The 11792-nt window shown below is 58.4% G+C and carries 9 protein-coding genes, 6 pseudogenes and 1 riboswitch; of the genes and pseudogenes, 11 read left to right on the top strand and 4 right to left on the bottom strand.

Translation table 11 applies throughout. The annotated features are described in order from the left end of the window. Both FY112_RS37245 and FY112_RS35275 read left to right on the top strand, forming a co-directional pair. A pseudogene (locus FY112_RS37245) lies at positions 1-325 on the top strand (hypothetical protein); the annotation flags it as partial. A 484-nt stretch (positions 326-809) separates the two neighbouring features. Further along, complete coding sequence (locus FY112_RS35275; RefSeq protein ID WP_017958423.1) at positions 810-1925, top strand: TlpA disulfide reductase family protein; 1116 nt, start codon at positions 810-812, stop codon at positions 1923-1925. Between the two features lie 402 nt (positions 1926-2327). Here the strand turns inward: FY112_RS35275 and FY112_RS35265 are convergent. Continuing rightward, a pseudogene (locus FY112_RS35265) lies at positions 2328-2435 on the bottom strand (rhizopine-binding protein); the annotation flags it as partial. A gap of 9 nt (positions 2436-2444) precedes the next feature. Next, positions 2445-2644 (bottom strand): annotated as a pseudogene (locus FY112_RS38400) (hypothetical protein); the annotation flags it as partial. A gap of 950 nt (positions 2645-3594) precedes the next feature. Between FY112_RS38400 and FY112_RS35255 the strand changes: the two are divergent. The 7 genes and pseudogenes from FY112_RS35255 to rpsU all read left to right on the top strand — a co-directional run bounded on the left by FY112_RS35255 (position 3595) and on the right by rpsU (position 9631). Beyond that, positions 3595-4305 (top strand): hypothetical protein, encoded by a 711-nt coding sequence (locus FY112_RS35255; RefSeq protein ID WP_151520502.1) that lies wholly within the window; start codon positions 3595-3597, stop codon positions 4303-4305. Positions 4306-4523: 218 nt separating this feature from the next. Beyond that, positions 4524-4635: riboswitch (TPP riboswitch) on the top strand. Positions 4636-4726: 91 nt separating this feature from the next. Continuing rightward, entirely contained in the window at positions 4727-6544 is a 1818-nt protein-coding gene (gene thiC, locus FY112_RS35250; RefSeq protein WP_151520396.1) for a phosphomethylpyrimidine synthase ThiC, read from the top strand. 1 nt (position 6545) lies between these two features. Further along, positions 6546-7520 carry a glycine oxidase ThiO gene (thiO, locus tag FY112_RS35245; protein WP_151520395.1) on the top strand — a complete coding sequence of 325 codons (975 nt, stop codon included), beginning with the start codon at positions 6546-6548 and terminating at the stop codon, positions 7518-7520. Beyond that, positions 7517-7714 (top strand): sulfur carrier protein ThiS, encoded by a 198-nt coding sequence (gene thiS / locus FY112_RS35240; protein WP_017958428.1) that lies wholly within the window; start codon positions 7517-7519, stop codon positions 7712-7714. Before thiO ends, thiS begins: the two co-directional genes overlap by 4 nt. A gap of 3 nt (positions 7715-7717) precedes the next feature. Next, a complete protein-coding gene (locus FY112_RS35235) occupies positions 7718-8491 on the top strand; it encodes a thiazole synthase (RefSeq protein ID WP_151520394.1) in 774 nt (257 codons plus the stop codon). Then, positions 8488-9106, top strand: a pseudogene (locus FY112_RS35230) (thiamine phosphate synthase). The gene FY112_RS35235 and the pseudogene FY112_RS35230 overlap by 4 nt, the downstream one beginning before the upstream one ends. 285 nt (positions 9107-9391) lie before the next feature. Continuing rightward, complete coding sequence (gene rpsU / locus FY112_RS35225; protein WP_017958430.1) at positions 9392-9631, top strand: 30S ribosomal protein S21; 240 nt, start codon at positions 9392-9394, stop codon at positions 9629-9631. An 80-nt stretch (positions 9632-9711) separates the two neighbouring features. Here the strand turns inward: rpsU and FY112_RS35220 are convergent. Next, positions 9712-10069: pseudogene (locus tag FY112_RS35220) on the bottom strand (amino acid synthesis family protein); the annotation flags it as partial. A 197-nt stretch (positions 10070-10266) separates the two neighbouring features. Between FY112_RS35220 and FY112_RS38395 the strand changes: the two are divergent. Both FY112_RS38395 and FY112_RS35210 read left to right on the top strand, forming a co-directional pair. Beyond that, positions 10267-10598: pseudogene (locus tag FY112_RS38395) on the top strand (hypothetical protein); the annotation flags it as partial. Positions 10599-10662: 64 nt separating this feature from the next. Beyond that, a complete protein-coding gene (locus FY112_RS35210; RefSeq protein WP_017958432.1) occupies positions 10663-10881 on the top strand; it encodes a hypothetical protein in 219 nt (72 codons plus the stop codon). A gap of 469 nt (positions 10882-11350) precedes the next feature. On the opposite strand, the gene FY112_RS35200 is transcribed toward FY112_RS35210, so the two are convergent. Beyond that, positions 11351-11792, bottom strand: a 442-nt coding sequence (locus tag FY112_RS35200; RefSeq protein WP_151520501.1) for a biotin/lipoyl-containing protein, incomplete at its 5' end; no start/stop codon positions are given.

The raw sequence follows: 11792 nt of genomic DNA, 5'->3' as shown, positions 1-11792 counted from the left end.
CAGATCAGGCGACAGCAGACAATGTGGGGTCAGAACACCGGTTACGTTCAAGCAATACGGTCATGCCCTGAACTTCCAGGCGGAAGCTTTGGCCGAAGCCGTCTTTCGTTCAAAGGGCGGCAGCGCGGCTTATGTCAAGGAAATTGTGCGCCGTCTCGCCCAACAAAGCATCATGAGAGGTATCGGCCCACTCGTCTCACGCGAGGATGTTGAGGTGGTCTTTTCTCTCGCTGAAGCAGAGGTCAGCTCGCTCAAGAGGAATGAAAAAACGGAAAGAAGACACATCATCGAGGAAGACGATGAAGACGATTGCTGTGGCTGCTGACACTTGAACCAAACAGAGGATAGACGGCGGACCGGCGAATAGCAGCGACGCGGATAATCGCAAACACCTGACGAACCAAGGGAAACTAAAGTGAGAACCTCACCCCGAAAGGTCGCCGTCGCAGCCCTCCGGAGGCTAGGCCCCCGGCACCTGACTTACAGGCGTCGCTTGCACAACCCCGCGGCGTCTAACGCGGAGAAGCACGGTCGGTGTTCAAAGCTAATGGGAACTCTTTAATGACCTCCATCTGCATCAAGGCTCGGCGTCTTCCAACGACGGGACATCGGCAATCTCACAAAAGAAGGACGCTATCGCAATGGCCGCCCGCACCCGCAGAGCCATCTCAGAAAACGAGATCACAAGCATGCATCCAACAGACGGAACATGGGCCGCGTTTCGAAATCGAAGCAGCTCGACCTGATACTTCACACGCTCATCCCTGGCGCACGAAGCGTCGGATAAAACACTGGTGGGAGACCAAAACATGACCCCTGATTTGAGCATAGACTGTCCAGCTCCGTCGATCAACGTGCAGCACTGGGTGCGCGGCGAACCGCTTTCCTACTTCCAGCTCGGCAAGATATACATCCTCGAGTTCTTTTCGACTACCTGCGGACCTTGCGGGCCGGCGCTGTCCCACTTGGCTCAGTTGCAGGAGGAATACAGCGACATGGGAGTTGAGGTTATCGGAGTTGCGGCAAATGAGCGGGCTGCAACGGCTGACGAGGCCCTAGCTCAGGTGGACGCGTGGGTGACCAAATGGCTCCCCAACTCGAACATTCGGATCGGGTTCGACTACTCAGGCGAAATGGCTAAGCATTGGCTGGATGCCAGCGTGACTTTCCATGTTCCACAGGCGCTCATTGTCGACCGAGACGGTAGCATTGCCTTTATCGAAGATTCGAACAACTCACTCGAGGACGTTCTGCCAAAAGTGATTGACGGCAGCTGGCGCGCCAGCGAGGAAGCAAAAAATGCCGAAAGCGAACGCATTGCTGAAGGCGAGATCGATGCTCCGGCGAACGCGTTGCGTCGCCGAATCCGGGCGGCGAGAGAGATTGAGGATTGGAAGACGGCGCTCGCGGCCATTGAAGAGGGCATCAACCTTTACCCGGACAGCATCACCTTGCGCCAGTCACATGTCTCGATGTTGATGGGAGAAATGTGCGACATGGAGGCGGGCTGGATAGCATTGGGCCAATTTGCTAGCGATGCAATTGAACGAAACTCTGAAGATTGGCTTCTCGCGGCGATGCAAGAACTCTTCGGTCCACACTACGATTACTCGGGCCTTCCAACGGCGGAACGCTTTTCGATGGGCAAGAAGCTCTCCGAACGAATCCTCAGATTGTTTCCGCAGCAAAATGCCCTCTCACGCGTTGAGTCTTACGAGAGGATTGCCTTTTACTACAATGAGAGCGGCGACAATGACCGCGCTGTGGATTTGATCGAGCAGGCTTTGAAGTTCGTAGCCGGAGAGTCTCTCCCGGACGTCCAGAAGCGGGAAGAGCTGGGGCGCTTGCTGCATACCTTGGCAGAATACAAGGGTGAGCAGGTTTGTTATGGGGAGATTTGCGCGGCTCCATGGAAGCAGTGTTGAAAATAGGAACCTGTTGGCGGCTCAGGCAGCGTCGACAGGAATTCTAACGAACCATTGGAGCAAAAACGCATGTTTGATCCGACCGGATCGCTCGCGTTTAGCGCGAGCTTCTGCATCGGACAGGTTCGCGGATCTGTGGCCGGGTCTAAGTCCTCGCGAGAGGGCATGGTCATCAGAAGGGTTCGATCGATTCGTTTTGTGATGGTCCTGAAGCGATTGACGCAAGACAGATTCAGATGGCCACGTCGGGAGACGGCGGTGGCGCCGCTTTCAACCGAGCAGCTCCACTGGATCCTCTACGGCATCGATGTCGACGCGACGGTTCGCCATTCGGTTCGGCGATACCAGATCGCCAGCTGACGCTCTCGCGTCTGGCCTGTCCCTGCTGCCGCCATCAAGGACTTCGTCGGAGGCATCCTGGAACACGGTAACGTCGAGATCGCACGCCGGCATGGCGGCAAGCGCGTCCTGCGTGGCGTCGACGCCGCCGACGACCTTGGTCATATTCCTTGCCGGTCTTTAAAACGTCTGATCACGCCAGTCTGCATGGCGGCAGACGGCTTTCGGGCTTGCCCAGTCAAGCATGCGGTAGAGAACGGCGCGATGGCGACTTCGGTCTGCTGACCAGGCTGCGACTTGGCCCGCAGACGCCGCCCTATGATGGCCTTGTATCGCCCGATTGCCGTTTCGACCAGCAAGAGTTTGCCGTTAGAGACCTGCCTCACCCGGGCGCCGAAGCCATGAAGTGCCATATACGCAATAATATATGCGATAATATATTATATAACTTCGGGTTTCTCATGATAATAGGTGACGTCTGCCAAATCGGAAATTATATACCATAAAATATACTCAACACATCTGTTGCGTTGTTTGTCATTTTCATCAAGTGTCCCGTCATGAGGAGCTACGGTAGCAACGGAAATTCTTTCCCGATGAATGCTGAAATCTTGCCGGCGACATCATCGTCGGCAGACTTACAAAGGAGCACGATGACATGGAGCGCCAAAAGAAATCAGACAAGCGCCTTGGCTACTCGCACCTGAGGTTGGCAACCATCGACGGCGTGTCGCTGCCTGGTCTGCAATTGTCACTCGACCGGCAGGAGGGCTCCGGGTCGACGAAGAAGAGCTTTTTCCAACAATGGCTCCTGGATTTTGCTTTCGGTTGCGAGCTATTTTATCCAATCCAGCTATATGAACATCTCGCAACGAGCGAGGGCGACGACAAAGGCGCTAAACCGTTAAGTGAGAGTTATGAGTATGGACTTGGGAGAATTCGGACCGGCCGCCACGTTCCTCATTTGAAATCCACGTCTCTCGGGTTTCCATATTCCAGAATGGAAGCGCCGGCTCAGTCGCCAACGCCCGCAGACTCCAACAAAAGGTCGGCGAGCGGATGGAGGATATCATGGACGACATGGATGCGACGCAAGCAAAGGACGGCTCGGGCACACAAGTTTCAACAGGTGCGAACCAGCACGGCTGGAACATCGAAAGATGGTAAGAAAGTCTTCAGGAACCTGACCATTGTGCGGCACACGCGAGCCGCAGTTCAAATCCTGCTGCCGCTATCATATACGCTGACAACGGTCGCTCGTCGGCAAAAATCAAGGATATTTGGCCCGCAAGGTTTGCCCAATTATACTGCAGAAAGGATTTCATTCTCCGTGACATTATGTTCTTCGAAATGCATTCGCATCGCCGCACTTGCAGCGGCCGCCATCGTGCTGGGCACCCAGATCGCAATCGCGCAAGAATCGTCTATAGGGTCTCAGTGGCTGAACACGCCGGCATCTCGAGTGGAAGCGCTTGCGGTCCTCCAGACCTTGAATGCCAACCTCCTGAGTAACGCCAGTGCTACGTTGACCCTTGACCGCTGGTGCGCCGCGCATAAGCTCGCACCGGAAGGTTCCAAGATCGTAGCTCAGCGTGTGGGCGGGCGAGGCAAACCGGCCGATGAGCACATCCGTGAACTTCTGACCGTCGGCCCCGGTGAGCTTATCGCTTATCGCCGCGTCCGCCTGGTCTGCGGCGACCGCGTCTTGTCCGAAGCCGACAATTGGTATGTACCTGCAAAATTAACTGCAGAGATGAATCAGGCGTTGAATACCAGCGATATCGCGTTTGGCAGAGCCGTTCAGGCTCTCAATTTCACTCGCACAAACCTGTCTGCCACGTTGCTCTGGTCCCCTCTATCCGAAGGCTGGGACATGGACGGCTTAACAGCGCACGAAACAAGTTCCCTTACCCTGCCGCCGTTCCTGCTCGAACATCGTGCCGTACTGAAACTTCGAGACGGCACGCCGTTTAGCACCTTGGTCGAAAGCTACACGGACAAAGTACTAGACTTTCCAGTTCCGCGCCTGCTTTCTCAATAGCGCTTCGGTATCTCGGAAGAATTGGCGAACAACTCGGAATAAATCGACTGCCACTGCGTGCGACAAACGCCCTTGTCGTGCGGAAGCGTGCCGGCCGGACGATTGCCCTTGTCCGTCGTTTGATCGCGGGCTCCACGCACGATAGCCTGTGTGTAACCTGACCCTACGCCATCGCAGATTGTCGCTTGACGTCCCCTCGGCAAGCCTCTACCCTTTTTGGCATTCACCAGGGGGGTCCCGGCAAGGGGCTGAGATACTGCTATCGCGCGCAGCGACCCGTTGAACCTGATCCAGTTCATACTGGCGTAGGGACGGTGCAAGCGCTCCAAGGCAGTGGATTCACGCGTGGAATCCGTGCCGGCGTCTTTTCATCATTCCGGCTGAGGACTGGGTCTCCAATCGAACTTTGGAGCCTCAAACCATGAATATCGCAGCCACCCCAACCGTCACCACCGGCCCCTTGGCGGCATCCAGGAAGATCTACATTCGGGGGGACGTCCATCCCGAAATTTGCGTGCCGATGCGCGAAATCAGCCTGCATCCGACATCGGGCGAGCCGCCCGTCGTCGTCTACGACTGCTCCGGCCCCTATACGATCGAGGGCGCCGAGATCCGTATCGAACAGGGGCTGCCCTCACTGCGACGCGACTGGGTTCTCGCCCGCGGCGACGTCGAGGCCTATCAGGGCCGCCATGTCCGTCCCGAAGACAACGGCTTTGCCAGCGGCGAAAGGCTGACGCCCGAATTCCCCACGCTACGCCAGCCGCTGCGCGCAAAGGACGGCAAGGCCGTCACCCAGTTCGCCTATGCGCGCGCTGGTATCATCACGCCGGAAATGGAGTTCATCGCCATACGCGAAAACCTTGGCCGCAAGGCGCACGCGGATGCCATGGTCCGCGACGGCGAAAGCTTCGGCGCGCATATTCCGGACCATGTGACGGCGGAATTCGTCCGGCAGGAAGTGGCGGCGGGTCGGGCGATCATCCCCGCCAACATCAACCATCCCGAAGCTGAGCCGATGATCATCGGCCGGAATTTTCTGGTGAAGATCAATGCCAATATCGGCAATTCGGCCGTCACTTCGTCGATGGCGGAGGAGGTCGAGAAGATGGTCTGGGCGATCCGCTGGGGCGCCGATACGGTCATGGACCTGTCGACCGGCCGCAACATTCACAATATCCGCGACTGGATCATCCGCAATTCGCCCGTGCCGATCGGCACCGTGCCGCTCTACCAGGCGCTCGAAAAGGTGAACGGCATTGCCGAGGACCTGACCTGGGAGGTCTATCGCGACACGCTGATCGAGCAGGCCGAGCAGGGTGTCGACTACTTCACCATCCATGCCGGCGTGCGGCTCGCCTATATCCCGCTCACCGTCAACCGCGTCACCGGCATCGTTTCCCGCGGCGGCTCGATCATGGCCAAGTGGTGTCTGCACCATCACAAGGAGAGTTTTCTCTACGAGCACTTTGAGGAAATTTGCGACATCGCCCAGGCCTATGACGTTTCCTTCTCGCTCGGCGACGGCCTGCGCCCTGGCTCCATCGCCGATGCCAACGATGCAGCGCAATTCGCCGAACTGGAAACACTGGGAGAGCTGACCAAGATCGCCTGGGCGAAAGACTGCCAGGTGATGATCGAGGGCCCCGGCCATGTGCCGATGCACAAGATCAAGGAGAACATGGACAAGCAGCTCGAGGTCTGCGGCGAGGCACCCTTCTACACGCTCGGGCCGCTGACGACGGATATCGCACCGGGCTACGATCACATCACCTCTGGAATAGGCGCAGCCATGATAGGCTGGTTCGGCACCGCGATGCTCTGCTACGTCACCCCGAAAGAGCATCTCGGTCTTCCCGATCGCAATGACGTCAAGACCGGCGTTATCACCTATAAGATCGCGGCCCACGCGGCTGATCTCGCCAAGGGGCATCCGGCAGCACAGCTGCGCGATGATGCGCTCTCGCGTGCCCGTTTCGAATTCCGCTGGGAGGATCAGTTCAACCTCTCGCTGGACCCTGAAACCGCCCGCAGCTTTCACGACGAGACGCTGCCGAAGGAAGCCCATAAGGTGGCGCATTTCTGCTCCATGTGCGGCCCAAAATTCTGCTCCATGCGCATCTCGCACGATATCCGCGCCGAAGCACAGAAGGAAGGTCTGGATGCGATGGCAGCGCGTTATCGTGAGGGCGGCGGCCTCTATATGCCGATAGAAACCCAACAGCAATCGGGCGAATGAGATGCGTGTGCTTGTCAAAGGGGCCGGCGTTGCCGGCCTGACGGTGGCGCATGAACTGCGCGCTCGAGATGCCGAGCTCACCGTGCTCGATCCATATGACGGTTTCCTCGGTGCTGCATCGTGGCTCGCGGGCGGAATGTTGGCGCCCTGGTGCGAGCGGGAGAGTGCTGATCGCGCTGTGCTGATGCGCGGCCTCACCGCCGCCGACAAATGGGAGGCAATGGTGCCTGGAGAGGTGCGACGAAACGGAACGCTCGTGGTCGCCCCGGCCCGCGATCTTGGTGAACTGCAACGCTTTGCCTGCCGCACGACCGGTTATGAATGGCTGGAAGAGACGGCGATTGCGGCGCTGGAACCCTCTCTTGCCGGGCGGTTCCGGCATGGGCTGTTCTTCCGCCGCGAAGCCCATCTCGATCCTCGGCGAGTGTTGTGTCTGCTGCGCACCAAGCTGACGGTTCAGGGGGTCACCTTCGTGGGCGAGAGCCCGCACGAGGAGAGCTTTGACGGTGTCGTCGATTGCACGGGCGCAGCGCAGATCGGCCAGGCGAAGGAGTTGCGCGGCGTTCGCGGCGAAATGCTCTACCTTAGAAGCTTTGACGTGGATCTCTCCCGGCCGGTCCGCTTGCTCCATCCGCGTTTCCCCGTCTACATCGTCCCGCGTGGAGACGGTCTGTTCATGGTCGGCGCGACGATGGTCGAGACGGAATTCGACGGGCCTATAGTCGCCCGTTCACTGATGGAACTGCTCAACGCTGCATACACGCTATTTCCGGCCTTTGCCGATGCAACCATAATCGAAACGGGTGTCGGAATCCGTCCAGCCTTTCCGGACAATCTTCCCCGCGCAAGCCGTCAGGGAAAGGTGATCTCGCTCAACGGCCTCTACCGCCACGGCTTTCTGCTCGCGCCAGCCATGGCCGCCGAGGCCGCTGAACTTGTCTTCGACCAACAGGCCACGAGAAGGAAAGCCCCATGAAATTGATCGTTAATGGCGAGGAACACGATGTCGCGGCTGAGACACTGTCAGAGCTTTTAGTCCTGATGGAATACGAGGGTGACTGGCTGGCGACAGCCGTCAACGGTGAGCTTGTCCATCGCGAAGACCGGTTCGATCGTTCGCTCAACGACAATGACAAGATCGAAATCCTGTCGCCGATGCAGGGAGGCTGACGGATGCTGACGCTTTATGGGGCCGAAATTACCTCCCGTCTGCTGCTCGGCACAGCGCGATACCCCTCTCCTGCAATCCTCGCTGAGGCCGTCAGGCAATCGGCGACGGAAATCGTCACCGTCTCGCTTCGTCGTGAGATGTCTGGCGGCCGCAGTGGGGGCGCCTTCTTCGAGATGATCCGCGCGCTCGGCGTTCGTATCCTTCCCAACACTGCAGGTTGCCACAGCGTCGCGGAAGCGGTGCTGACCGCAAAGATGGCACGCGAGCTGTTCGCCACCGACTGGATCAAGCTCGAGGTCATCGGCAACCACGATACGCTACAGCCGGATGTCTTCGGTCTCGTCGAGGCGGCTCATATTCTTGTCAGTGAAGGTTTTGAAGTCTTCCCGTATACGACGGACGATCTGGTCGTGGCCGAACGACTGCTGGAGGCCGGCTGCAAGGTGCTCCTGCCTTGGTGCGCACCGATCGGCAGTGCCGCCGGGCCGCTCAATCCGACAGCGCTCAGAGCGATGCGGGCACATTTCCCTGACGTGCCGCTGATCGTCGATGCCGGGATTGGCCGGCCGTCGCATGCAACTTCGGTCATGGAGCTCGGCTTCGATGCGGTTCTGCTCAACACCGCCGTTGCCGGCGCCGGCGATCCCGCGGCGATGGCAGCCAGCTTTGCCGTGGCAACCGCCGCCGGCAATCAAGCCTTCAACGCCGGCCTGATGGGGCCTCGCGACATGGCCGTACCCTCCACGCCGGTGATCGGAAAGGCGGTGTTCACATGAAGCTCGATCCCTTCTACCTGATCGTAGACAGCGCCGAGTGGATTGCCCAGTTGGTACCCCTCGGCGTCAAGCTGGTGCAGTTGTGCATCAAGGATCGGCCGGAGACTGAACTATGCACCGAGATCCGTCGCGCACTAGCAGTCTGCGCCAAACATCAATGTCAGCTGATCGTTAACGACCACTGGCGGCTGCGATCGAGGAAGGTTGCGACTGCGTCCATCTCGGCCAGGAGGATCTTGCGACAGCGGACCTCGACGCGATTCGAGCGAATGGCCTGAAACTCGGCCTGTCAACGCACGACGAACGCGAGCTGGAAACCGCATTGGCAGCAAAGCCTGATTATATCGAACTCGGCCCGGTCTACACGACGATCCTCAAGCAGATGAAATGGGCACCGCAAGGGCTGCCGAGGCTAAGAGAATGGAAATCGCGCATCGGCGACCTGCCTCTGGTGGCCATCGGCGGGTTGAATGTCGACGCATCGAAGGCGTCCTTGCTCACGGGGCGGATAGCGTCGCGGTCGTGACCGATGTGATGCGGCACGAAGATCCGCAACTGAGAACGAAGCAATGGATCGTCGCCACAGCGCAGGCGAGAATCCGCATTCTTCAGTAAGTCGTCAGGAAACCTTGGTGAGGGGATTTTAGAAACCTCGGTTCGTCAACGTAATGGCACCATCAAAAATCGGAGTTTCAACCACATGGAAACCGAAAGCGTTTCGGTCTTCAAACGCTATGAACTTCCCACCCTGCAACCGCTGACAAAGCTTACGTCTAGCCCCATTCGCGCTCGAGCCCATGAATCAGTGACGACAGAGAATTTAGGCAAACCGACTTCCAAGACTTGATCATCAATGCGCGTGGATCTAATGAGGCGCGTCAGAGATCCTAGGGGTTTAGAATGCAAGTTCTGGTACGTGACAACAACGTTGAGCAAGCATTCCGTTTTTTGAAAAAGAAGTTGCAGCGCGAGGGCGTCTTCCGGGAGGCCCGACTTCGGGAGCGTTTTGAAAAGCCCTCCGAAAAACGTGCCCGCGAGAAGGCCGAAGGTATCAGGCGTGTCCGTAAACTCGCTCGCAAAAAGCTTGAGCGGGAAAGCGGTATTTCGGTCCCCAAGAAGCCGAGAGCCTCCGGTCGCTAATTTGAATCAATTGGAGGATGTTTCGTCTGTCGAGGGTAATGGGGTTGTAGTGCCTGAGATATCCCTTCCTGCAGGCCGTGCTGATAGTGATTGCCGAAGCGGAGCGTATGGATGAGCGCCGACGCATGCTCGATCTCGCCATCGGGGCCGCCGACCGCCGATTACCATCGGCTTCGACCATTTCTCGCAAACCGACCCCACCGAGGATCATCTTCGTCAGCAAAGCACCGAGCATTGGCGCGTGTGGCAAGAATTTCTGGCTTCAGATCCTCGACGAGGCCCTGCCCCGCCTCAGGGTTCTTGATCACGCGATGTCCGAATAGAGATTCAGCAGGACGGGAGCCGCCTTGCCGCCTTCGATGAGACTGTTTCTATCTGCAAAAGCGTCTTGCGAATACTCACAGCTTCTGTACGTTGCCTTCTCGTAGGATGGTACACCGCCGGACCGCGCGAAGCTTGTGGCAATTTCTTAGGTCTATGGAAATCGGTATGGGACCTAACGCTAAAGACCTTGCCGCTCTGCGTATTGAGAACACGCCTGCCACTCTTTGAGAGATAGCCCTCGACCGCATGAGGCGCGCCATCATCAGCGGGCTCTTTGAGCCTGGCGGCCGCCTCGTATAGCGCAGCCTTTGCGGCCAGTAGGCGTTTTTCGCTCGGAAATCCGGAGCAGTGGCCGATTGTTCCCAAACTGGATTGCAACGACGCCCGCCAGATCTACGAGATACGGGCGGCGCCGACACCTTCTCGAGGACACCTTAAACGCTCCAAAGAATGACCAGGTCGGCGCCATTCGGCTATCGGAAACGCTCGATGCCGAACCGGCTGTCTTCCTGGAGCATATCTGCCGCCTCGGCCTGGAAGGCATCGTCGGCAAGCACCTCGATCGCCCCTATCGCTCGGGCCGGACCGGGATCGGGTGAAAATCAAATGCGTCCAGAGCGAGGCCTTCTTTATTGTCGGCTATCTATATGTAGCGTTAAACCGATTAACCGCATAAGCGACACAAGCAGCAAACAATCAGGTCAACCATGACACCTTACCTCACGAGACAGAAGCATGCCGAGGAAAGACTCGGTACAGCGCTTCAACAAATGAATGACGCAATCCGCGACGTACACAAATCCGGTATTGATGTCGATATCAGCACGCTCACCATGCACACGCCGCGTGGCCCGATGGTTCAAGTCGACCTCAAGACGTTCCGCGCATATGGCGCGCCGCCAGTGTTGCGATTGGTGGAGGAGTAATGCCGTGAGATCGCTCGCTGATCACCGTGCTGCGATGATGGCGCGGCTGGGTTTCGGTCGGCAAGCTGACGCGCACGCGTCTCTTCGGAGCAAGGGTGGGACGAATGACTCCAGGCGCTAGCCAATTTATTCGCGCCAGCCGAGTAGGCGGAAGCGTCCAGCCCGGCTGGGTCTGAAGCCTGGATGGCCCTATAAGCTGTAGGAGCGTTGAAGGGCTTCCCATTAAGCGCGTCCTGTACCCCGGCGAGCTACTGCAGGCACCCTCCTTATGGCAGCTGCGTAACGACTTCAGCGCGACGCGTGTTTCAAATCTTGTCTAAAACTCCTAGAGCGGCCGCGGTCCTTCGGATCGTTGACGTGTCAAAATCCTCGCGACCGACCACCTGCAGGTCCACACGCACCACCCAGAGACGACCGCGGAGGAGCTGTGTGACTACGGCTCGATCTTTATCGGTGACCTGGCCATCGTTTACGGGTTGCCATAGACGACGAGCAGGTCCTTGGCGTCGATCTGGTCGCCGGTCCGCACCAGCACCTCGGAAATGGTGCCGTCCTTTTCCGCATGCAACGCCGTTTCCATCTTCATCGCCTCGATCGAGACGAGCACGTCACCGGCATTGACGGCCTGGCCGGGCGAGACGAAGACACGGCTGATGACACCCGGCATCGGCGCGCCGACATGAACGGCATTGCCCGGCTCCGCCTTGCGGCGGACGGCGGCACCCGTCGCCCCATGGGCCCGGTCCGGCACCTTGATGCGGCGCGGCTGGCCGTTGAGTTCGAAGAAGATGGTCACCATGCCCTGGCTATCGGTCGCGCTCATCGCCTGGTTGACAATGACGAGCGTCTTGCCGCGCTCGATGTCGGCAAACAGTTCCTCGCCGTCCTTGAGACCGTAGAAATAGGCGGGT

Origin of the sequence: Rhizobium sp. PEPV16 (assembly GCF_008919455.1) — a bacterium.
In the GTDB taxonomy this organism is placed as follows: Bacteria; Pseudomonadota; Alphaproteobacteria; order Rhizobiales; family Rhizobiaceae; genus Rhizobium; species Rhizobium leguminosarum_Q.
Note: the sequence above shows the minus strand (reverse complement) of the source record. Positions and strands in the feature narration are given on the sequence as shown.

Excerpts from the sequence above, each read along its gene's own strand:
- FY112_RS35275 (WP_017958423.1), top strand. The coding sequence starts at position 810 with ATGACCCCTGATTTGAGCATAGACTGTCCAGCTCCGTCGATCAACGTG.
- thiC (WP_151520396.1), top strand. The coding sequence starts at position 4,727 with ATGAATATCGCAGCCACCCCAACCGTCACCACCGGCCCCTTGGCGGCA.
- thiO (WP_151520395.1), top strand. The coding sequence starts at position 6,546 with ATGCGTGTGCTTGTCAAAGGGGCCGGCGTTGCCGGCCTGACGGTGGCG.
- thiS (WP_017958428.1), top strand. The coding sequence starts at position 7,517 with ATGAAATTGATCGTTAATGGCGAGGAACACGATGTCGCGGCTGAGACA.
- FY112_RS35235 (WP_151520394.1), top strand. The coding sequence starts at position 7,718 with ATGCTGACGCTTTATGGGGCCGAAATTACCTCCCGTCTGCTGCTCGGC.
- rpsU (WP_017958430.1), top strand. The coding sequence starts at position 9,392 with ATGCAAGTTCTGGTACGTGACAACAACGTTGAGCAAGCATTCCGTTTT.
- FY112_RS35210 (WP_017958432.1), top strand. The coding sequence starts at position 10,663 with ATGACACCTTACCTCACGAGACAGAAGCATGCCGAGGAAAGACTCGGT.